Genomic DNA, 20,480 nt, shown 5'->3' on the forward strand with positions numbered 1-20,480 from the left:
GCTCACATAGCTAACAAGATTTAAAGGTCGTAATTGATTTGTAGCCAGAACTGGCGACCCGGATCGTAAGATTTCAACACCCTATCTTCGAACACAAAACGGTCCGCGATATTTTTGTTGTTCAAGATATTGTTCACTTCCACAGAGAAGCCAAATCCATAGGCAAAATCAGGTTTCCAGCCAAGACGGGTATCCCATGTATATTTGCTAGCAAAATGCTGTTTGCTGTATTTGCGAACTTGCCCATATTCAGGATCAAATGCATAGGCATTGTCATAGCGAACGGCTTGGTCGCGAGCTCCCCACCATTGCAGGCGGTTATACCAAGTGAGATCATAATCATCCCAAACACTGGTCAGTTCTAGGTTAAACTTAAATGGAGAGTTAAAGCTGGTTGACGGTAATTTTGAAGCATCGATGACTTTACCGTCATACCATACCTTGTTGAGATTAACTTTATTGGCTGGGTCAAACGAGTTATAGCCCGCATCTTTTGGCGTATTACTTTCACTTTGCTGCCATGTCAGTGAGGCGGTCATCACATGAGAAGCTTCTGCCCACTCCCAAGGTTGGCTGTTATTAACGGAAAGTGTCACGGTGTCGTGTGAACTACGACCGCCATTATCAAAGGTACGAATGCTACGTTTATCAAAGTCGCGAGTATCGTATTTGGTGCGTGTTCTGACCTCATCATAACCTTCACGGTGTACATACTGTAAACGCCATGTGGTTGATAGGATCTCCTGTTGCAGCGCAAGGGTTAGCTCATCGTTATAAGGGGTTTTAAGTGAATCCAGTCCTTCATAATCTTTTTTGTTATCCCAATCGTTTTTATTCGGATCAAGCGAGCAGGGGGCAAACTCACCATAGCTATTACATAATTGCATACCATCATTTTGTGCACCATATAAGGCATAGGTTAGCATTGAGCGGCCGTAATAACGGTTTGCACCTGCAATAATCTGTGTTTTGCCATCGCCAAAAACATCATAGTTACCGGATAAGCGGGGCGCTATATTGGTACGATTAACGAAGTCGTCGCGATCTAAACGGATCCCTGGACGAATGGTTAACTTGCCATATTGAATATTGTCATCAAGGAATAAGGCGTAATTAGTGTAGTCGGCAGCGTGGTTTCCTGCTTGGAAACGAGTAACATTGCTGAGGTAACCGTTATACATGCCATTGTTATCTATGCTACCCGTGTAGGTATAGCGGAAGTAGTCTTTATCTCGTCGATAAGTGCCTTTGGTGTAATTGAGCTCTGCGCCTAAAGTGGGTTTATGAGTGAGGCCTAACCCATCTTCCATAGCATTAAAGCGCATCACACTTTTTAACCCATGATTTTTCTGTTTTGAGGTGAGATCGCCTAAACCACCGCTGCTACTTTCCGCGGTTTCATAGGTGGTATAATCAATAGCACGGACGGTGAGCGAATACTTCTGGTCATCTGTACGATCATCTTTGAGTGTTTGGGTGTTAGCGGTTAACTCGAATTGGCCAATATCAAATTGATGTTTAAAAACCGCAGTAAAACCAAGACCATCATGGGTTGAATCATAACCTGAATTCATCACTGAGGCTGAAAATAGGCGGCTGTCGTAAGAAGCATAGTTAGCTGAGAGATCCAACGTACTTTTATCGGAGAGATCGAGTGAATATTTCAGGAAGTAGTTATCCGATGTGCGGTGCTGCTTCTTCTCACCTGAAGCGAAATCAACCATTTTCACTTGATGATTTTCATCAAAGATAACGGAATCCCCTCCCGTTACCGTCATTGGTATCGTGGAACTGCGGCGTGATGCTGAAAATACAATCCCTGAATGTTCACTGACACCTAATTCAAACCAACCCCCAAAATCATCTTTATCGTAGCGATTCTGGAAACGAGCAGGGTTAGCGGTATCATTTTTGGTCGTATCGATTCCGAGTGCGGGGTCATGGAATAAGTTGTTCCAGCCTGAACGCGTTAACCGGTAATAAGCGTGAGCGCTGTTTTCACCTTGCCAGCGGCGGCTATTCACCTCAACGGTTCCTCCCGTAAAGCCCCCAAATTCAACAGGAATGTTATTATCATACACCGCCATGCTATCGATAAGACGGCTATCGATATAGATCCCTTGATCGCTACTGCTTAAGCGAGTGGCTGTTTCACCAAGGCCACTATCTGCGGGATCAAAATCATTGTTGAAACTCACACCATCAAGGCGATAAGCGTTTTGATAACTGCTCGAACCATGAATTGAAATACGTGAAGGCTTGATTTCCCCTTGGTTCATTGAGTTGCTGTCATTATTAGCAAATTGCACTGCTGGGTTAGTTTTCATCAGATCCGTAATATTGCCATCACCCGTGTTACGCTGGCTGATCTCTTCCGAGGTCACATATTGTGGTGCAGACATCACATCGGTTGCTGGGTGATTTTGCACGACACCAGAAACTTGTGTTTCGGGAAGCACTAAGGTGCCTTGATTCAGGTTTTGTGGGCGAATAACAAACACCCCGTTATCACTAACCAACTCTAATCCACTACCGATAAGTATTTTTTGTAATGCGGTTTGTGCGGTGTATTGGCCTGATAATGATGGAGCTCGTAGCCCATTGAGTTGGCTTTTGTCATAGAGGAGTTGAAGGTTTCCTTGCTGACTAATTTGTGCGACAGAAGTTGCGAGAGGTTGTTCCGGGAGTGAAAAAACAACTTCTTGAGCAATAGCGGAATGACAGCTTATCGCACTACTGATAGCGACAAGTAGCGCAACAGGCTGAAACCGTTTGTGGGTGAATCGAGTAGACATGCATATCCCTTATTCTTAAGCGGCACCAAAAAAGTGCTAAAAAATGGCAAATAGTGCGTATTTGCTTAAGAAGAGGGTGAAATGAGAATTATCCTCACCTGTAAATCGAAATAATTTTCATTTATTTTTTTTGTTCTGAATAATCAGTATGTTATTTTTATCTTGATAGATAACCTGCACGGGTAAAAGTATAGGCAGAGCTTGGAAAAATTGTTCAGGTTGACGTAGATTGATCCTTCCTGAAATTTTGCTCTGTGCGAGCGTTGAAGGCGAAAGTTCAACATTCACCGTTGAATAAGCTTTCAGCTCAGTGAGCACGTCAGCTAAGGGTTTATCGGTAAAACTCAGTTCACCGAAGCGCCATCTTGCAACGTCTAAAGGGGGTATTTTCTGGACAGTGATTGTGCTGTTTATCGTTGGACTTATTGCGCTATCTCCCGCAAATAAGTAAGTGGCTTCTTGGGCTTCTCCTGTTTTCAGACTCACGATGCCTTTACTGACGCTCACGGTGACTTGTTGGTGATGCCTATCCACTTCAAATTCCGTCCCGACGACTCGAATGCGCCTTTCATCGGCTAAAATCACAAAAGGGCGATAGGGATTAGATTTAACCTTGAAGTAAGCACGCCCTTTTTCTAAATAAACTTGGCGAATTTCGGTTTCATAGGCCACACGTACCTGGGTTTGACGGTTTAAAAAGAGTGTTGAGCCGTCTGATAATGTCACTTCTTTTGGCTCATTAGTGGCTGCAAGTGTCATATTGTTGAGCATCATTGAAGGTAAGTGGCTATAAGGCAAGAATAAAATAGTCACAATAAACAATGCGGCGAGTGTATTGCCCAATGGACGCCAAAGGCGAAAGAAAGGGTGTTTTTTAGGTGATACCTCCACAGACGCAGGACGAGGCATCGAATCAAACTCACGCCAAACCTCTGCCATTGCCTCATAGGCTTTTGCATGCTCAGGGGATGCATTTAACCAAATAGTAAATTGTTTTACCTGCTCGGCACTCATTTGTTGACTATGCTGGCGAGTAAACCACAGTGCTGCTTGCTCATCAACAGAATCCAATGCATCCGGCTCGGAGGGGGATGTGTGTGTCATTAATTATTATTGCTCTGATTATCAAGGTGCTTTTTACAGTGTAGCAAAGCCGCGGCGATATGCTTTTCAACCATACTGATGGAGATCTCCATACGCTCAGCTATTTCGCTTTGCGATAAACCATCAAATCGATAAAGCAAAAAGGCTTCACGTCTTCGCGGAGGAAGCGAGTCGATTGCTTCACTAAGCCGTTGTATACGCTGTTGATGCTCCAATATTTCACTAGGATCATCTTGGGTCGCCTCAAGATTATGTTCCAGTAAGGCTTCATCGATATCAGTTTCTGATTTTGCTAGCCGTTGATGACGTCGCCAATGATCGATCAACACATGATTGGCGATTTTAAACAAGTAAGCACGACTTTCTTTTATCGGAGATTGCTCTTTTCGATTAAGCCATAGTGTAAACACATCCTGTGATAAATCATCAGCATCATTGCTGTTACCGAGTCGATTGCGGAAAAAGCGGACAAGCTGGCTATAAGTTGACTGATATGCCCCGCTAATTTTTCGGGCAAGAGATTTATCGATAGTCATTTTTCGCTGGTGTCAAAAAGTTAACATTACGCATTTATACGTAATAAAGGATTTGCTCAAATTACTTTATTGTATTAATTCAAATAGATATTTTAATTATGAGTTATTATTAATAATAATGAATATCATTTTTGTTTGTATTATGCCTATAATCTGCAAAAAATAAAGTCGTGAGGCAGAATATGAGCAGTATCGCGGGCAATCTAGAGCGCCCGATTTTCCGTCCACTGGGCGGTTTGTTTTTAAGTCTTTTTTTCCACGGAACACTTGCAGTGATTTTTATAGGTTGGTTAACGACAACCCTTCCTAAAACGGGGGTGTTACCACCAGCAATATCATTGCAATTAGGGGTTTATCAGCTTGAGCAGCACTCAGAGCCTGAAGTGAACCATGCACCTAAACAGCAAATGGTGACGCGTGAGGAAGTTTTACCGGAACTTGTTGAAAAAACGGAAAAACTACCTGAAACCCCTTTAGTCGATAATGGCACCTTGACCAAGGTGAGTGAACAAAAACGCCCACCCAAAAAGCAGCAGCCACAAGTTAAAAAAGTGGTTGAAGAAGCACCGTTAAATACTCAAGAATCCGCAGTGACGTCAATGCCCACAGCCGGCAGTGCATCCAATAGCCGTGCTAATTTTTCGAGTAATGCTTCTGCCGCGGTGAGTGGACACCAAGGTTGGCACAGTGAAGTTCATCAGCGTTTAGCGAAAGCAAAACGTTATCCAAGGGCGGCCTTGCGCTTTCGCTCAATGGGGGTGTCTCAGGTTAAAGTGACGGTTGACCGTCAAGGTGAAGTGATTAGTGCCAGCTTGATTAATTCATCGGGAACCAAAATTCTCGACAAAGAAGCGTTGGCAACAATTAATCGTGCAGCGCCTTTTCCTGTACCACCAGAAACTTTACTGATTGATGGTAAAGTTGAATTCATCGCCCCTATCGTATTTGATACTAAATCCATTTAATCATTTCGCTGAGGAAAACGCCCTCAGCGATTTGTATGATCGAATTAATGTTCGGGGGATTTAGGTTTATTGGGTTTGCTTTTAGCCCGTCGCTTCTTAGGTCGATAAGGCCTATGTTCAGGTTTCTTTTTCTCTGAGTGAGCTCTTTTCGATGCAGTTGGCTGCATGTTATCGTCCTCTTCAGTACCACTGTCTTCATCAACCACTAACTGTGGTGGGGTATTCTTTCCTTTCTTTTTCTTGGAACGGAAGAGTGTGTTGGCGAGCACAAACCCAATGCATAGCGCGAATAAAATAAAAAAACGTAACACGTTAGTGCTGTTATCTGCCTGCTGGATTTCTGTGGTTAAAAGTTCGGTATCGATAGTAAGACGTAGGTAGCCTTTCGGTTCTTCTTGACCAAGAATAGGTACCACTAATTGATATTGAAAAGGTTGAGTAGATTGAGCGCTATCGATAGCGAGGCGTTCTCGTACAGAAACGGATTCTCCTGCACTGGCGATTAATGTGCCTCCAGCCGAATAAATACTGGCATCCAAAATATACTTGTCTTTCGTCACATTCTTTAAATTGGCGATAATTCGTTCTCGATTAAAATCTTTGCTGCCGGAAACGATATAATCGGATAAGCTGAATGCCACTTGTTCAGCCAAAACACGCGTTAATTGTTTAAACTGTTCAACTCTGCTTTGATTTTGGCTAGTACCTAAATAGGATATGCCTTGCATTAATAGGGCTATTAATGCCACGCAGATAACGATGATCACTGTTTTGTGAAGCTTAAATGTTAGTTTCATAGAAATCACTAAGGGCTCTTTATCTATTCTCTGGCATCATGTTGCCAGAGCTTACACAGATAGGGTAGTTTTGGAACGTATTTTTATTATAAAAAGTTGAGTCGATTACAGGAGCTAATTTTCATGTCAACGAGTTTGACCTATTGCTATTTACCCGATGAAATTCAGAAGTGGCCTGGATTGCCACTGTCGCTGAGCGGGGAGGAAGTGATGCCTTTAGATTACCGTGCAGGCGATAGTGGTTGGTTATTGTATGGGCGTGGCTTGGATAAAGCGCGGATCAGTGATTTTCAACAGCGCTTAGGAATAGCAATTGTCATTGTTTCATCATGGCGAATTGATGACTATCAAGTCGTCAGAATTGCAGGAAGCATCACTCCTCGTATCAAAAAATTAGCCGATGAAAGCTTATTGGATGTCGTGCCTCTTGGACAAATTCCACGTTTACGTTCACCGGGGTTGTTATTGATGGATATGGATTCCACCGCAATCCAAATCGAGTGTATTGATGAAATTGCTCGTTTATATGGTGTCGGTGATCAAGTTTCTGAGGTCACTGAACGTGCAATGCAAGGCGAACTCGATTTCACTGAAAGTTTAAGGGCGCGGGTTGCGTTACTTAAAGGGGCTGACGTGATGATTTTGCAACAAGTCATGGACTCCCTGCCATTAATGCCCGGCCTAACAAGCCTTGTGCGTAAATTACAGGCAATGGATTGGCATGTTGCAATTGCATCCGGAGGGTTTACTTTCTTTGCGGATAACCTACGCCAGCAACTCAAACTGGTCGCTGCCGTGGCTAACCAACTGGAAATTAAAGATGGTAAGTTAACCGGTAAAGTGAAAGGGCCTATTGTTGATGCGAAATTTAAGGCTCAAACATTAGTTAAATTGGCTGAGCGCTTAGACATTCCGATAGAACAAACTGTGGCTATCGGTGATGGTGCGAATGACCTAAAAATGTTACGTAAAGCAGGTCTGGGGATTGCTTATCATGCAAAACCTAAAGTCTATGCGCGTGCCAAAGTGGCTATCCGTCACGCCGATTTGATGGGGGTGATGTGTGTGTTAAGTGGTGGGCTGAAGCATGAGGAACGCTAATATTCGCCCTATTTAGCGTTGTGGTACGGTTATCCACACCCGCCTAGTCGCATACTTAAATAGGTGGCTAGGGGGGAAGAACGTTTGATACCTATCCACAACATACACTATTTAGAAAAGATGAGTTGTGTGGGAACACATACTGATAACTTAAAATGCAATGTGTGATGGCGGTATAGCATCGACGATTAAGACGGTTATCTGTGAAGGTAAAAATAAGTTGATGATTTAGCGTACTATCGGCTTAAAAGGACACGTTTTTAGGTTGTTATAAGTCGTAAACAGGCTAAATATGTAGGGTACAGACTTTTGAATTAAAAGCAGTTGGTTAAAAGGGATAATAGGAGCAATATTGTGGCAAAAGGTGCAAAAAGGGCGTTTGTCTGTAATGAATGTGGTGCGGATTATCCACGCTGGCAAGGGCAATGCAGTGCTTGCCACGCATGGAATACCATCACAGAAGTGCGCCTCGCCTCAAGTCATTCATCTCCACGTAATGACCGCTTAACAGGGTACGCTGGCAATGCCGCGGGTGTCAGCCGCGTGCAAAAGCTATCCGAAATTAGCCTTGAAGAGTTACCTCGTTTTACCACGGGTTTTAAAGAGTTTGACCGTGTGCTTGGTGGTGGTGTTGTGCCTGGTAGCGCGATTTTAATTGGCGGAAACCCAGGGGCTGGTAAAAGTACCTTGTTGCTACAGACAATGTGCTTACTATCACGAGAGATGAAAACGCTTTATGTGACGGGAGAAGAGTCTCTGCAACAGGTTGCCATGCGTGCCCACCGTCTAGGGCTACCCACTGACTCCCTGAACATGCTGTCTGAAACCAGTATCGAACAAATCTGTTTAACTGCCGAACAAGAACAACCCAAATTGATGGTGATTGACTCAATTCAAGTGATGCATATGGCAGATATCCAATCTTCTCCGGGCAGTGTTGCACAGGTTCGAGAAACCGCAGCTTACCTTACCCGTTTTGCCAAAACCCGAGGTGTCGCTATTATTATGGTAGGCCATGTGACAAAAGATGGCTCTTTAGCGGGACCGAAAGTGTTAGAACACTGTATCGACTGTTCGATTATGCTGGATGGTGATGCCGATAATCGTTTCCGTACCTTACGTAGCCATAAAAACCGGTTTGGTGCGGTGAATGAACTCGGTGTGTTTGCCATGACGGAACAAGGCTTAAAAGAAGTGAATAACCCTTCTGCCATTTTCTTGAGTCGTGGTGATGAAATTACATCGGGTAGTTCAGTTATGGTTGTGTGGGAAGGCACTCGCCCATTGCTGGTGGAAATTCAGGCGTTGGTTGATCACTCTATGATGTCAAACCCTCGTCGAGTGGCGGTTGGGCTTGAACAAAATCGTTTAGCCATTTTATTAGCGGTTCTGCATCGGCATGGTGGTTTACAAATGTCCGATCAAGACGTGTTCGTTAATGTGGTTGGTGGCGTTAAGGTAACAGAAACCAGTGCAGACTTGGCATTACTCCTTTCTTTAGTCTCCAGTTTTCGTGACCGGCCTTTACCAAGAGATTTGGTGGTATTTGGTGAGGTTGGGCTTGCTGGTGAGATCCGTCCAGTACCCAGTGGGCAGGAGCGAATTTCTGAGGCGGCAAAACACGGTTTTAAACGCGCGATTGTGCCTCATGCCAATATGCCTAAAAAGCTACCTCCAGATATGAAAGTGTATGGTGTGAAAAAGTTATCCGACGCTTTAAGCGTGATGGATGAATTTGAATAAGAGATTAAGCATCATTGACATTTTTACGTTGTTAAATAGAACGTTATCTCGCAGTAATACTGCCGTAATACCTAGTTGTAGGCCGTATTATTGAAAGCATATAAGGAAATTAAATGGCTGAATTTGACTATCTTAAGAATGCAATTAAGCAAGCGGGTTATACTCTACAGCAAGTTGCCGATGCCTCTGATATGACCAAAGGTTATCTCAGCCAGCTTATCAACAATAAAATTAAAAGCCCAAGTGCGCAAAAAATTGCGGCACTCCATCGTTTTCTGGGGTTGGAATATCCCAATAAACAAAAAATCATTGGGGTCGTCTTTGGTAAGTTTTATCCTTTGCATACAGGTCATATCTACCTGATACAACGTGCGTGCAGTCAAGTCGATGAACTGCATGTTATTCTTTGTCATGATGAACCGCGCGATAAAGATTTGTTTGTGAATAGTTCTATGTCACAACAACCTACGGTGAGCGACCGCCTACGTTGGTTATTACAAACATTCAAATACCAAAAAAATATTCATATCCATTCATTTGATGAGCAGGGGATAGAACCTTATCCACATGGTTGGGAAGTGTGGAGTGAGGGCATGCTCGGGTTTTTGAAAAAACAGAATATCCACCCAAGTTTTATCTACTCAGGTGAAAAAAATGATGCGCCAAGGTACAAAAAATATTTAGGCATAGAAACGATTTTAATCGACCCTGAGCGTACCTTTATGAATATTAGCGGTAATCAGATCCGTCAGGCACCTTTTCGCTACTGGGATTATATTCCAACAGAAGTCAAACCCTTCTTTGTGCGTAAAGTCGCCATACTCGGTGGAGAATCGAGCGGCAAGTCCACATTAGTGAATAAATTGGCTAATATTTTTAATACGACTAGCGCATGGGAATTTGGACGAGACTATGTTTTTTCCCACCTCGGTGGTGATGAGATGGCATTGCAATATTCTGACTATGACAAAATTGCGTTAGGTCATGCTCAATATATTGATTTTGCTGTTAAATATGCCAATAAGGTCGCATTTATCGATACCGATTTTATTACGACACAGGCTTTTTGTAAGCGCTACGAAGGAAAAGAACATCCTTTTGTTCAGGCTCTAATTGATGAATACCGTTTTGATTTAGTCATCTTATTGGAAAACAACACTCCATGGGTGGCCGATGGGTTACGTAGCTTAGGCAGTGAAAAAGATCGGCAAGAATTCCAAGCATTGCTGATTGAAATGCTAAAGAAAAATCATGTTGAGTTTGTTCGAGTTGAATCACCCGACTACGACAGCCGTTTTCTAACCTGTATCTCGTTAGTTCAGCAATTATTGATGTTAGATGAGTGAGCCTATTCATCGTTAAGTTAGAGTAATGACACAAATACCCCATTATTGAGGTATTTGTGTTGGTCAATCATGCGTGACTATTTGCTCATACGCTTGTATTTCATACGATGAGGCTGTAGTGCTTCTGCACCTAAGGTGCGTTTTTTGTAATCTTCATATTCAGAGAAGTTACCTTCAAAGAAGGTGATGTTGCCTTCATCTTGATAATCAATAATATGTGTTGCAATACGGTCAAGGAACCAACGGTCATGCGAGATAACCATGGCACAGCCAGGGAACTCTAACAGGGCGTTTTCTAACGCACGCAATGTTTCAACATCGAGGTCGTTGGTTGGTTCATCGAGTAACAGGACGTTACCGCCAACTTGTAGCAGTTTCGCTAAGTGTAGACGACCACGTTCCCCGCCGGATAACTCCCCAACACGTTTTCCTTGGTCAACGCCTTTAAAGTTAAAACGGCCAACATATGCACGGCTTGGGATCTCAAAGTTGCCGATACGCATAATATCTTGCCCGTTAGAGATCTCTTCCCAAACCGTTTTACTATCGTCCATTGCATCACGGAACTGATCAACGGAAGCAATTTTCACCGTATCACCAAGCGTGATAGTCCCTGAGTCAGGTTGTTCTTGGCCTGAGATCATGCGGAATAGGGTTGATTTACCCGCACCGTTCGGACCGATAATACCGACGATTGCACCTTTAGGAATAGAGAAACTCAGATTATCGATGAGAACTCGGTCACCATAGGATTTGGATAAATTCTCAACGTCGATAACTTTATCCCCCAAGCGTGGACCAGGTGGAATAAAGAGTTCGCTAGTTTCATTACGTTTTTGGTATTCAACACTGTTAAGCTCTTCAAAGCGAGCCAAACGTGCTTTTCCTTTAGCCTGACGGCCTTTTGGATTCTGGCGGATCCACTCGAGTTCTTTCTCGATCGATTTACGGCGAGCAGCTTCAGTAGAGGCTTCTTGTGCTAGACGTTGATCTTTTTGTTCCAACCAAGATGAATAATTGCCTTCCCATGGAATACCTTCTCCACGGTCAAGCTCAAGGATCCAACCTGCAACGTTATCAAGGAAGTAACGGTCGTGGGTGATCGCGACGACGGTGCCTTCGTAGTCGTGCAGGAAACGTTCTAGCCAGCCGACGGATTCAGCATCCAAGTGGTTAGTTGGCTCATCAAGGAGCAACATATCGGGTTTTTCTAGCAGCAGTCGGCAGATAGCAACACGGCGACGTTCACCACCCGATAAGTTTTCAATTTTTGCATCCCAAGCGGGTAAACGTAAAGCATCGGCCGCACGTTCCAGTTGGTTATCTAAGTTATGTCCATCGTGTGCTGCGATAATGGCTTCTAATTCGCCTTGCTCTTTAGCTAATTTATCAAAATCAGCATCAGGATCCGCATAAGCGGCATACACTTCGTCTAAACGCGTCAAGGCATTTTTGACTTCTGAAACGGCTTCTTCAACCGCTTCGCGAACAGTATGCTCAGGATTGAGCTTAGGTTCCTGTGGAAGATAGCCAATTTTTATGCCTGGTTGAGGACGTGCTTCACCTTCGATATCGGTATCAATACCTGCCATGATACGCAGTAATGTAGATTTACCGGCACCATTGAGACCTAAAACACCAATCTTTGCTCCAGGAAAGAAGCTTAGAGAAATATTTTTCAAAATATGACGCTTCGGCGGAACAATTTTTCCAACCCGATGCATTGAGTAAACGTATTGAGCCAATTTATTTTACCTATTGTTTTATAAATGAAAGTTCAATATTCGATAGCGCTTTTCGCATACAAATAACGCTCTTATACCCTTATTATACCTTAGGTAGCGTTTGCTGCCGTAAGCTTTACGTCCTATCTGCAAATTTTTCTGAGTCTCACTCTAATTGTTCCTCACTTTAAGTCAATAGTTGTCTATTTCTAGGCTAAAAGTGTGCTTCAACAAGGGGGAATTTGGTGAGGCATTAGATAACGGCGCATTGTGAGTAAACAGTTTATGTCCAGAAGTGAACCGACGTGAAATTTAAGATAAGTAAAGTTAAAACAGCCATTACTTAATTCTTTTATCAATATAGAAGAGAGATCTTGAAAATATAATTTGAGTGTATCACGACTATTTATACAGAGCAGTGATAAGCGTTTGATGTATTTCAGCCAAGCGCAATAAAGCTATTTGGTAATAAGTTCTAAATATAGCTAGCCTGTATTAATTATCATTTTATAGCGGAATGATTACCGCTATAAAATAAATGTTTGATAGGTTACTTATCGAGTAGGCAGGGAAGATGAAGGCACACCTAAATTAATCACATCTGATTTTTTTTGTGTAAGTTCATTTTTAACATCATGGCTAGATATTTTTTTATCGGTTCTTTCTGAGGTACCTGTAAATACGCCACCTTTCTTGATTGTTAAGTTTTTAGTTTGGCAGATACCATCTAACTGGCCATTCTCTAAGATATCAAGATCTTCAGATACGCATAACCCTTTCATTTTGCCATTGATTGAGATCGTTTGAGCATAAATTTCGCCTTCGACAACCCCTTCTTTTTGGATGGTCACAACACCATTATTACTGCGTATACTGCCTTTTATATGACCAAATACTTGAATGTCATCATCCAAAATAAAATCGCCAGATATTTTACAACTACTTGAAATGGATGTGCTTTTTCTTGGTGCGGGTGTTTGAGGTAATTTTTCTTCTTTTGGCTCAATAACCTCTTTCTTGTAGGCGATTTCATCAGTTTTCACTGGTTCGACTAAATTATCTTTATTTTTTTTTGTAAACATCCGTTTATTCCTTGTAGAGAGTATATAAAAAATAATGAAGAATATGATTAAAAAAGGCAAAGATACAATAGACCAATAGACATCCATTAATGTATATATTAATAGATAGGCCCATCCGCACCCTAAAATAGAAAAAAATAAGTTTTTGAAGTCCATATCCCTATCCCATTTTAAAAGGGTAATTGATTATTCTAAATGAGCCTCGCATTGTTAAAATTGAATCATTTTCTGTCTAACGACTTAGATTATTTAACAACAAAGTCTAATGTTTGTCCATTTTTTACCAAAAGTAATACTCTTTTTTAGAGTATCGTGTATCTTGTGTTTAGCGTTAAATTTTGTGTTAGGTTAATTTTTTTATTAATTATTTGTTTGTATGCGTTTTTTCAGTATTTTACAGTATGAGATGTTTATGCTAATAGAAATAATTTTTTACATAAAATCTGATTGAGTGTACATGACTTTATTCTAATTAATTCAGTTGATTAGATTATTTTTTGATGGGTATTTGGGCTTATCAAAAGATCATTTATATGGGTGATCGTGACTTCAGGAACACTCTGGTTGTTTTTAACTCTAAGATTTTGTTTGATAAGAGTAAGCTTAACAGGTTTATATCAGTTATAGTTATCATGGTCAAAAACTCAGCGTGTTGCAGGAATAGGGAAGTATTAAGCATGAAAAAATTGTTGATGGCAGCCCCGATTGCCATGATGTTGGTGTCCACAACAGTATGGGCAGACTCTCTACAAGCACAAAGAGAGCGTTACCAAGCCATCAAACAAGCTTGGGATGCTAAACAAATGGATGAGGTAGAGCGTTTATTGCCTACGCTACAAGAGTATCCATTATATCCTTATTTAGAATATCGAGAGCTGACCCAAGATCTCGATATTATTTCACCGAGCCAAGTGCAGGCTTTTATTGATTCACACCCAACGTTGCCAGTCGCAAAAACATTAAAAAATCGTTTTGTGAATGAGTTGGCTCGCCGTCAGGAGTGGAAGTCCTTGCTGGCATTTAGCCCCGAGGAACCAAAACCCGCCGAGGCAAAATGTAATTATTATTATGCGAATTGGGCTACGGGGAATAAAAGCCTAGCATGGCAAGGCGCTGAAAAAGCTTGGTTAAATGGGCGTTCGATGCCCGCCGCCTGTGATAAGTTATTTAATGAGTGGGAAAAGGCAGGCTATTTAACGCCAGAAATGATCCTTGAGCGGATCCACCTAGCGATTGATGCTGGGAACACATCAATGGCCGCTTACCTCGCTAAACGGCTTCCCCTAAACTATAAAACAATTGGTGATGCATTAGTTAAATTACAAAATGATCCTGCTTCAGTGACTCAGTTTGCGAAAACGATGACGCCAACAGATTTTTCTCGTCAGGCAACAATCGCAGGTTTTAGCCGTTATGCTCGCCAATCACCGGATGAAGCACGTGCTGCATTAAGAGGGATCAGCAGTGCGCAAAAAATGAATATGGCGGAAACACAAAAGCTGAAAGATAGTATCGCTTGGCAATATATGGGGGATGTTACGCCAGAACAAGCCAATTGGCGTGATGAAGTGATCAGTGAAACTGATTCAACGGCTTTAAAAGAGCGTCGAGTGCGTTTAGCGCTTGGTGCGGGTGATAAAGCTGGGGTCGCTAAATGGCTAAAACAGCTACCTACTGATGCGAAGAATAAAGAAGAGTGGCAGTATTGGCAGGCGATCACACTCATCGATGAAGGTAAAAAAGCCGAGGGTGAAACGATACTGCGTAAGCTCATGGATGGGAGAGGTTTCTATCCGATGGTCGCTGCTCAAAAATTAAATACAGAATATCCTCTGTATATTAAAACGGCGGAAAAACCAGACAGTAATCTCGATAAGTTAGCTGAGATTCAACGGGTTAAAGAGTTAATGTATTGGGAGATGGATAATCTAGCGCGAACCGAGTGGGTTAGCTTAGTCGCTTCACGCCCCGCGAATCAGCAAGAGCAACTTGCGCGTTATGCTTTTAATCATAATTGGGCGGATTTAAGCGTACAAGCGACGATCACAGGCAAGTTATGGAATCATTTGGAAGAGCGTTTCCCATTAGCATGGGAAAAAGAGTTCGAACGCCACACCAAAGATAAAACGGTCTCTAAGAGTTATGCGATGGCCATTGCCCGTCAAGAAAGTGCTTGGAACCCACAAGCTCGCTCGCCAGTTGGCGCAACGGGCCTTATGCAGTTGATGCCCGCAACCGCTAAGCACACCGTACAAAAACAAGGTATTAGTGGCTATGTGAATACAAGCCAACTGACGAACCCAGTGAAAAATATTGAGATTGGTACGGCTTACTTAGAGGATGTTTATCAGCAATTCTCTAACAACCGTATTTTATCGAGTGCGGCTTATAACGCTGGTCCATCAAGGGTGACTCGCTGGTTGGGTAACAGCGGTGGGCGTCTTGATGCTGTTGCCTTTGTAGAGAGTATCCCTTTCTCTGAAACACGGGGCTACGTGAAGAATGTATTGTCATACGACGTTTTCTATCGTTACTTTATGGGGCAAAGTGGTCCTGTATTGACCGATAGTGAGTGGTTAATGAAGTATTAAGAGGTTTTACAGGTGATTTGCTGAATAATGTGTTATCATTTGTACTAGTTAAATAGTATGGTTGGATAACATGACTGCAAATCACCTGAATGACCCCGCACTCACGACTGATGAGAACGATGATTGGCAACGCTTCGTTAAGTTACTTCAGCTCGCGTTTGAGCAAGACTTGCAACATCCTATTTTACAGTTGTTGCTGACCCCTGATGAACGCACAGCGCTTGCCACCCGAGTACGCATTGTTCAGGAGTTGATGCGTGGTGAAATGAGTCAAAGAGAATTAAAAAATGAACTCGGTGTTGGTATTGCAACCATAACACGAGGTTCAAATAGTTTAAAATCTGCGCCGCAATCGGTGAAAGTGTGGCTAGAGGAACAATTACTTAAATAATCAAAGAGCTAACTAATAATATCAAATTAAATAATTTGGTCTGCATGAGTTGTGTATGCGTGATGACACCCTGTGTTGCCACAATCATTTATTTAATTTGTGTTATTCATCATATCAAATAGGGGCAAAGACTGCCCCTATTGTTATTTTTTCGTTATAATTAATCTTCTATCTGGTTTAGCTCTTTATAAATTTCATGCTTAATGGGAACCAGCGCCAGTATCAGTGCTTGTTGGTAGACACTTGTACGTGTTAGCACCCCGTTAGTAAAGAATCCGATAGCACCACCTTGCTGCTTAATGTTATCGATGCCCGTTAAATCGGCCATTTCTTCACCAAGTTCACGTCCTTCTCGAATACCCGCAAGAATTTTTTCTGGGATCATAATACTTGCTGAACGTGATTCTCCACGGATTTGTTTATGTTCAATAACAATCCATGCAAAAGTCATGTCCTCATCAATTCCCGCTTCAATGCCGACCCAAAAATCGGCTTCAGGGCGGACTTGTCTTGATGCCATTACGCGTTGCCTTGCTCCAGTACGGGTTTCATTATTACCGATAGGTTGCTGTGGAACGCTGCTATCAACGTTAATATCTTCTATCTGATAACTGCCAGGCCCAAAAACAGCATCGAAAGCAAGATGAATCGCTTTAATTTTGGCAGGATTAGTCGTTGCAGCTATAACTTGGTACATTAATTATTTTCCTTTGAACACATAATTCGCAAAGTAATAACGGAACACATCTATGTTACAGGTTTATCTTGTTCGCCATGGCGAAACTGAATGGAACGTAGCTCGCCGTATACAGGGCCAATCTGACAGCCCTCTCACGGCCACTGGACGTCTGCAAGCAAGGCAAGTTGCCGAAAGAATTAAATCAGAAGGCATTACCCATATTATCACTAGTGATATGGGACGCACACGCGAAACTGCACAAATAATTGCGGATGTTTGCGGTGGGGAAATTATCATAGAACCGCGACTTCGTGAACTCAATATGGGTGTTCTTGAACAGAGAAAAATAGATAGTCTGACGGAACAAGAAGAGCAATGGCGTAAAAGCCTGATTGATGGCACTGAAGGCGGGCGCATTCCTGAAGGTGAATCGATGGAGGAACTCTATCAGCGCATGTTTGCTGCGTTGAATAGCTGCCTTGAGCTGCCAGAGGGCAGTAAACCTTTATTAGTCAGTCATGGTATCGCATTGAGTACATTATTAAGTCGTATTTTAGGTGTACCAGCCTATTCAGAACGCCGGTTGCGTTTACGTAACTGTTCCATCTCACGGGTCGATTATCAAAACAGCCCTTGGCTCGCGAATGGATGGATTGTTGAAAGCACGGGAGAAATCACTCATCTTACTCAGCCAGCTTTAGATGAGCAGCAAGCTTAGCAAAGAGCGTCAATATTTGGAGTTTCAACAAGGAGATACTCTGAACAATTCAAATCGTAGCTAGCGTGATATCAAAAAAGCTACAGTTTGAATAATGATGATGAGTACATTGAAACTCCAAATAATTAGCGTTTTATTGGCACATAATAATCAAAAGCCGCGACATGTGATTTGGGGTCATCATGGTGATGGTTTAGATCACGGAGTTCGGCATTTTTAATTTTGTAATGTTCGATATCATAGCCAGGTCGACGTGTGATATTGAGTTTAGGCAGATAAATGCCATAAATTTGATATAAAAACTCTTGCATCGCCGAACGTGTTGCTTCGCCACTAAAGCTAAATTTGACATATTCCCCCGCGGGGATAGTCAGATGAGTATATTCTGCATTATTAAAGCTGGCATCTTCGGGTTTAACCGCGGTTGTGTAGAACACCGTTTGCTCATCTTCTTTTTCAGTATTATGGATAGCATGGTGCAAGCCAAAAACTTCTGAAGCGATAGATGTAGTATGCTCTAAATAATAATGCCAAAATGTTTGACGCATTTCTGAACAAGCCGTTGACCACTCTTCTAAAGAATAAGAACAACTTTGCTCTAATCCAACTAAAGGTTGTTCAGGCATAACGACAAATTCATGATCTAAATGCTTATGCTCATCTAAGATAATTGGCGGGCAAATGCCTGTCGCGCACCATTCATCACTGCGGCGATAGTAGGCCGGAGTGATATTAAACTGTTTCTTAAATGCTCGCGTAAAGGTTTGTTGTGAGTCAAAACGATACTGTAAAGCAATATCAAGAATTGGACGGCTGGTGAGGCGTAACGCAACGGCAGCGCGAGAGAGTCTACGGGCACGAATGTAGGCACCAATCGCTTGGTCGGTAACGTCTTTAAACATCCGTTGTAAGTGCCATTTAGAATAACCGGCTTTTGCAGCAACATTATCGAGTGATAGAGGTTTATCTAGGTTATCATCGATCCAGCGTAGAAGGTCACGAATAATATTTGTTTGATCCATGTATATCCCTAGTCAGTAAGACTTAAAAAACAGATATAGGTTATCAAGGAACGCCTATTCTATATCAAGTTAACCCTTTCGTTTATAGTAAAAGAGTTGTATTTGCCATTTAGTTGCAAAGAAAATGATTAACTTCTTTTATAGTTGTCATATTTCATACCGCAAGTCCGTTGATAATAATCTATCTGCAATTCAAATCAGTTAGAGTATATAATAAGCGAGACTAAGCCTTCTGGTTGATAAGGAAACCTCTATGCATTTTTGCAAGCTGAAACACCTATTATTGGCATCACTGCTGTCGACATTGCCTTTCGCGTCATTCGCGGAAGAAATTGGTTCAGTCGATACCGTTTTCAAAATATTTGGCCCTGATCATAAAATTGTTGTCGAAGCTTTTGATGATCCCGATGTTGATAATGTCACCTGCTATCTCAGCCGCTCGAAAACGGGAGGCATCAAAGGTGGGCTAGGTTTAGCTGAGGATACTTCTGATGCGGCAATTTCTTGTCAGCAAGTAGGCCCGATTGAGTTGAATGAGCGTATCAAACGTTCTCCGAAAAAAGCGCATGTCGTATTTCAAAAACGAACCTCATTAGTGTTCAAAAAACTCCAAGTGGTACGTTTTTATGACCCTAAGCGTAATGCGCTAATCTATTTAACGTATTCGGATAAAATGATCGACGGGTCACCTAAAAATGCACTCAGCGCAGTGCCAATTATGCCGTGGTAAATACCGGTTAAAATATTCTGGCTTAAAAAACAAAAAACCGGCGATTAAGCCGGTTTATTTTTTCTGTGCAGGGTGACTTATTCGTCTAAATCACCACAGAAGCGGTAACCTTCACCATGAATTGTTGCGATAATTTCTGGTGTATCAGGTGTTGATTCGAAATGCTTACGAATACGACGAATAGTCACGTCAACAGTTCTGTCATGGGGTTTCAACTCACGGCCGGTCATTTTTTTCAATAAATCGGCACGAGTTTGAATTTTTCCTGGGTTTTCACAGAAATGCAACATCGCACGGAATTCACTACGCGGTAACTTGTAGTGCTCGCCTGCTGGGCTAATCAGTGAACGGCTATTAATGTCAAGTTCCCAGCCATTAAACTTATAGCTTTCAACTAAGCGACGCTCTTCCGTACCCCCCGCTAAATTCATAGTGCGAGAAAGTAGGTTACGCGCACGAATTGTTAATTCACGCGGGTTAAATGGTTTGGTGATGTAATCATCGGCACCAATTTCAAGGCCAAGGATCTTATCGACTTCGTTATCACGACCGGTTAGGAACATTAGCGCAATACTTTCTTGTTCACGTAATTCACGAGCAAGAAGGAGGCCATTTTTGCCAGGCAAGTTAATATCCATGATAACAAGATTGATGTCATGTTCGGACAGAACATTGTGCATCTCTTCGCCATCAGTCGCTTCATGGACAACATAGCCTTCAGCTTCAAAAATGCTTTTTAGTGTATTGCGTGTGACAATCTCATCTTCAACAATCAAAATGTGTGGGGTCTGCATATTTGCTACCTAAAGTTTTAAAATAAAATAGTGAACTCATAGAACGCTTCCAAATTAGGTGGTTTTGATTTTGTTTTTGCTGGAAAAACGCGTCTATGGGTTATAAATATGTCTTTGAGTCAACGTTATTTTGTCGCCTCTGTTGTTATCAGATTCAAAAATGAATCAAAATTTAGGCACTTTCCCAACGTTGGGCTGTTAACAGCAATATAACAGCTAATACTTCATTTACCACCTAAAAAAATAACTTTTGTTGATACATATCAAAATCAATTGTAGCACGTTAACAAAATTTGTTAGGAAGAAAATCTTACAAATTCAGTAGATGTTTAACTATCAGATAAAGAGCAAAATACGCCCCG

General features: G+C 42.1%; 17 protein-coding genes. 8 read left to right on the forward strand and 9 right to left on the reverse strand.

Annotated features, from left to right (window positions below; all coding sequences use genetic code 11):
* Nucleotides 1-20: 20 nt before the first annotated feature.
* The 3 genes from ACWPW6_RS03075 to ACWPW6_RS03085 form a co-directional block, all read right to left on the reverse strand.
* The gene (locus ACWPW6_RS03075; protein ID WP_249999827.1) at nt 21-2,795 is read right to left on the reverse strand and encodes a secretin and TonB N-terminal domain-containing protein; all 2,775 of its coding nucleotides are present in this window, start codon (nt 2,793-2,795) and stop codon (nt 21-23) included.
* Between the two features lie 117 nt (nt 2,796-2,912).
* The gene (locus tag ACWPW6_RS03080) at nt 2,913-3,899 is read right to left on the reverse strand and encodes a FecR family protein (RefSeq protein ID WP_249999830.1); all 987 of its coding nucleotides are present in this window, start codon (nt 3,897-3,899) and stop codon (nt 2,913-2,915) included.
* Nucleotides 3,899-4,435, reverse strand: coding sequence for an RNA polymerase sigma factor (locus ACWPW6_RS03085; protein WP_154622152.1), 537 nt, complete (start codon nt 4,433-4,435; stop codon nt 3,899-3,901). The genes ACWPW6_RS03080 and ACWPW6_RS03085 overlap by 1 nt, the downstream gene beginning before the upstream one ends.
* A 182-nt stretch (nt 4,436-4,617) precedes the next feature.
* On the opposite strand from ACWPW6_RS03085, the gene ACWPW6_RS03090 reads away from it, so the two are divergent.
* Entirely contained in the window at nt 4,618-5,400 is a 783-nt protein-coding gene (locus tag ACWPW6_RS03090) for an energy transducer TonB (RefSeq protein WP_249999832.1), read from the forward strand.
* Nucleotides 5,401-5,444: 44 nt separating this feature from the next.
* On the opposite strand, the gene ACWPW6_RS03095 is transcribed toward ACWPW6_RS03090, so the two are convergent.
* The gene (locus ACWPW6_RS03095) at nt 5,445-6,197 is read right to left on the reverse strand and encodes an AhpA/YtjB family protein (RefSeq protein WP_249999834.1); all 753 of its coding nucleotides are present in this window, start codon (nt 6,195-6,197) and stop codon (nt 5,445-5,447) included.
* A gap of 123 nt (nt 6,198-6,320) precedes the next feature.
* Here ACWPW6_RS03095 and serB point away from each other — a divergent pair, with 123 nt between their 5' ends.
* The 3 genes from serB to nadR all read left to right on the forward strand — a co-directional run bounded on the left by serB (nt 6,321) and on the right by nadR (nt 10,387).
* Nucleotides 6,321-7,298, forward strand: coding sequence for a phosphoserine phosphatase (serB, locus tag ACWPW6_RS03100; RefSeq protein ID WP_154623550.1), 978 nt, complete (start codon nt 6,321-6,323; stop codon nt 7,296-7,298).
* Between the two features lie 354 nt (nt 7,299-7,652).
* Nucleotides 7,653-9,041, forward strand: coding sequence for a DNA repair protein RadA (gene radA / locus ACWPW6_RS03105; protein ID WP_163860677.1), 1,389 nt, complete (start codon nt 7,653-7,655; stop codon nt 9,039-9,041).
* A 113-nt stretch (nt 9,042-9,154) separates the two neighbouring features.
* Nucleotides 9,155-10,387, forward strand: a complete 1,233-nt coding sequence (gene nadR / locus ACWPW6_RS03110) for a multifunctional transcriptional regulator/nicotinamide-nucleotide adenylyltransferase/ribosylnicotinamide kinase NadR (RefSeq protein WP_154623552.1) — start codon at nt 9,155-9,157, stop codon at nt 10,385-10,387.
* Nucleotides 10,388-10,464: 77 nt separating this feature from the next.
* On the opposite strand, the gene ettA is transcribed toward nadR, so the two are convergent.
* Nucleotides 10,465-12,132, reverse strand: coding sequence for an energy-dependent translational throttle protein EttA (ettA, locus tag ACWPW6_RS03115; RefSeq protein WP_154623553.1), 1,668 nt, complete (start codon nt 12,130-12,132; stop codon nt 10,465-10,467).
* Nucleotides 12,133-12,665: 533 nt separating this feature from the next.
* Nucleotides 12,666-13,193, reverse strand: a complete 528-nt coding sequence (locus ACWPW6_RS03120) for a bactofilin family protein (RefSeq protein ID WP_231131827.1) — start codon at nt 13,191-13,193, stop codon at nt 12,666-12,668.
* A gap of 677 nt (nt 13,194-13,870) precedes the next feature.
* On the opposite strand from ACWPW6_RS03120, the gene sltY reads away from it, so the two are divergent.
* A complete protein-coding gene (gene sltY, locus ACWPW6_RS03125; RefSeq protein WP_249999837.1) occupies nt 13,871-15,784 on the forward strand; it encodes a murein transglycosylase in 1,914 nt (637 codons plus the stop codon).
* A gap of 70 nt (nt 15,785-15,854) precedes the next feature.
* Nucleotides 15,855-16,175: a trp operon repressor gene (gene trpR, locus ACWPW6_RS03130; protein WP_154622197.1), complete on the forward strand. Its 321-nt coding sequence runs from the start codon at nt 15,855-15,857 to the stop codon at nt 16,173-16,175.
* Nucleotides 16,176-16,335: 160 nt separating this feature from the next.
* Here trpR and yjjX read toward each other — a convergent pair whose 3' ends face one another.
* Entirely contained in the window at nt 16,336-16,872 is a 537-nt protein-coding gene (yjjX, locus tag ACWPW6_RS03135) for an inosine/xanthosine triphosphatase (protein WP_154622196.1), read from the reverse strand.
* Nucleotides 16,873-16,924: 52 nt separating this feature from the next.
* Between yjjX and gpmB the strand changes: the two genes are divergently transcribed.
* Nucleotides 16,925-17,572 (forward strand): 2,3-diphosphoglycerate-dependent phosphoglycerate mutase GpmB, encoded by a 648-nt coding sequence (gene gpmB, locus ACWPW6_RS03140; RefSeq protein ID WP_154622195.1) that lies wholly within the window; start codon nt 16,925-16,927, stop codon nt 17,570-17,572.
* 125 nt (nt 17,573-17,697) lie between these two features.
* Here gpmB and robA read toward each other — a convergent pair whose 3' ends face one another.
* Nucleotides 17,698-18,594: an MDR efflux pump AcrAB transcriptional activator RobA gene (gene robA / locus ACWPW6_RS03145; RefSeq protein WP_154622194.1), complete on the reverse strand. Its 897-nt coding sequence runs from the start codon at nt 18,592-18,594 to the stop codon at nt 17,698-17,700.
* A 253-nt stretch (nt 18,595-18,847) separates the two neighbouring features.
* On the opposite strand from robA, the gene creA reads away from it, so the two are divergent.
* Complete coding sequence (gene creA / locus ACWPW6_RS03150; RefSeq protein ID WP_154622193.1) at nt 18,848-19,324, forward strand: protein CreA; 477 nt, start codon at nt 18,848-18,850, stop codon at nt 19,322-19,324.
* A 77-nt stretch (nt 19,325-19,401) separates the two neighbouring features.
* On the opposite strand, the gene arcA is transcribed toward creA, so the two are convergent.
* Nucleotides 19,402-20,118, reverse strand: a complete 717-nt coding sequence (gene arcA / locus ACWPW6_RS03155) for a two-component system response regulator ArcA (RefSeq protein WP_004926714.1) — start codon at nt 20,116-20,118, stop codon at nt 19,402-19,404.
* Nucleotides 20,119-20,480 lie beyond the last annotated feature (362 nt).

It is taken from the genome of Providencia sp. Marseille-Q8014 (assembly GCF_965112055.1).